Annotated in this window: 2 protein-coding genes; both read left to right on the top strand. The window is 40.9% G+C overall.

All coding sequences use genetic code 11. The features are described 5' to 3' along the window. Positions 1-950: WD40 repeat domain-containing protein (locus tag BAZSYMA_RS04205; RefSeq protein ID WP_420912277.1), on the top strand; the 950-nt coding region annotated here is incomplete at its 5' end. Continuing rightward, on the top strand, positions 889-2424 hold the full coding sequence (locus tag BAZSYMA_RS04210; protein WP_090715933.1) for a WD40 repeat domain-containing protein: 1536 nt from the start codon (positions 889-891) through the stop codon (positions 2422-2424). The genes BAZSYMA_RS04205 and BAZSYMA_RS04210, both read left to right, overlap by 62 nt. Positions 2425-2507 lie beyond the last annotated feature (83 nt).

The following is a 2507-nucleotide window of genomic DNA, read 5'->3' on the forward strand; positions in this document are numbered from 1 at the left end:
TAACCCAGCTGCATCAGGTGCTAATCCATACTTTAACAAGAAAAAGTACAACGCCTGTTGCCCGCTTAGCGCTGGATATGGTCAGCACAATGCACAAACACCAATTAGCTATGCCAGTGTTTGAAGTGGTGCAATTAAGTCAACTAAAACTGCAAGAAATAAGCATTTTTGGCTTAAACTGCCAACGCCTTATCATTAATGCCACAGAATTATTTGCTAGCGAATGGACGGCAGTAACGATTGGCAAATTGCATTTAACACTCAGTAATTTGAATAAGTCTGTTTGGCGTCATAGTCAGATACAAACGCTACACAGTGATGTTGAATTGAACTCTGATTCGGTGCTAACCTCAGGCTTGTATCAGTGGACATTAACACAATGCCAATTTTCATTTCAACATGCAGAACTGTCTGCACGGTTGGACTGGCATATTTACACTGCGCAGCGTAAGCTTAACGCCATGAAATCAATCACTGGGCTTGAGGTGTTGAAGTTTATGCAAACTGGGCATGAAATTGGTGGTTCAAGTGCAAATTTCAGCCCAGATGGCAAACAGATTGTCTCTGCCTCATGGGATGGCAGTCTCAAACTTTGGGATTTAGCGGGCAATTGTCTGCAAACTTTTACTGGGCATACATATGAGGTTTGGAGTGCAAATTTTAGCCCAGATGGCAAACAGATTGTCTCTGCCTCATGGGATGGCAGCCTTAAGCTTTGGGATTTAACGGGCAATTGTCTGCAAACTTTTACTGGGCACACAAAATGGGTTCATGATGCAAATTTCAGCCCAGATGGTAAACAGATTGTCTCTGCCTCAGAGGATAACGAACTCAAGCTTTGGAGTTTAGCAGGTAACTGTTTGCAAACGTTTTACTGGGCATACAGGTGTGGTTTGGAGTGTAAATTTCAGACCAGATGGCAAGCAGATTATCTCTGCCTCAGCGGATAACAAACTCAAACTTTGGGATTTAACAGGTAATTGTTTGCAAACTTTTACTGGGCATACCCATGAGGTTCTGAGTGCAAATTTTAGCCCAGATGGTAAGCAGATTATCTCTGCCTCAGCGGATAACAAACTCAAACTTTGGGATTTAACAGGTAATTGTTTGCAAACTTTTACTGGGCATATAGGTTCAGTTTTTTGTGTAAATTTCAGACCAGATGGCAAACAGATTATCTCTGCCTCAGCGGATAACAAACTCAAACTTTGGGATTTAACAGGTAACTGTTTGCAAACTTTTACTGGGCATATACATGGGGTTTCGAGTACAAATTTTAGTCCAGATGGTAAGCAGATTGCCTCTGTCTCATTGGACAACAGCCTCAAACTTTGGGATTTAGCAGGTAACTGTTTGCAAACTTTTACTGGGCGTACGTATGAGGTTTGGAGTGCAAATTTTAGTCCAGATGGTAAGCAGATTGTTTCTGCTTCAATAGATGATAACAGCCTTAAGCTTTGGGATTTAACGGGAAATTGTTTGCAAACTTTTACTGGGCATACGCATAAGGTTTGGAGTGCAAATTTCAGTCCAGATGGTAAACAGATTGTCTCTGCCTCATTGGACAATAGCCTCAAACTTTGGGATTTAGCGGGTAACTGTTTGCAAACTTTTATTGGGCATATAGGTTCGGTTTTGTGTGTAAATTTTAGTCCAGATGGCAAACAGATTGTTTCTACTTCAGTGGATAATAGTCTCAAACTTTGGGATTTAGCAGGTAACTGTTTGCAAACTTTTACTGGGCATATGCATGAGGTTCGGAGTGCAAATTTCAGCCCAGATGGTAAGCAGATTGTTTCTACTTCAATAGATAAAAGCCTTAAACTTTGGGATTTAACGGGCAATTGTCTGCAAACTTTTACTGGGCATACGCATGGGGTTTCAAGTGCAAATTTCAGCCCAGATGGTAAACAAATTGTCTCTGCCTCAGGGGATAACAGTCTCAAACTTTGGGATTTAGCAGGCAATTGTCTACAAACTTTTACTGGGCATACAAATTGGGTTCAGAGTGCAAATTTCAGCCCAGATGGCAAACAGATTGTCTCTGCCTCAGGGGATAACAGTCTCAAACTTTGGGATTTAGCAGGTAAATGTTTGCAAACTTTTACTGGGTATACACACAGAGTTTTAAGTGCAAATTTCAGTCCAGTAAGTGCAAATTTCAGTCCAGATGGCAAACAGATTGTCTCTGCCTCAAGAGAAATTTATATTTGGCAGTTATCACCTCAATCCCAACCCTCTTGGCAATTACAACACTTATGGGGCAATGGTTATCGTTTAAGTTTTACCGATAAAGCCTTAACTGCAATCCAAGCCACAGATACCGCTTGGCAAACACTCAATTTTAGCAATGGCACACAAACCATGTCCATTGACAACCATGCTGGCTTTGAATTAGGTGATCCACATAATTTAGAAATTTAAAAAACACTCATCTAATTCTTTTTTTCGTATGTGCATTAATAATGCGAGAGGCTTGAAAATTGCCGTGTCATGGTGCCAAGATG

It is taken from the genome of Bathymodiolus azoricus thioautotrophic gill symbiont (assembly GCF_001298715.1).
Lineage (GTDB): Bacteria > Pseudomonadota > Gammaproteobacteria > PS1 > Pseudothioglobaceae > Thiodubiliella.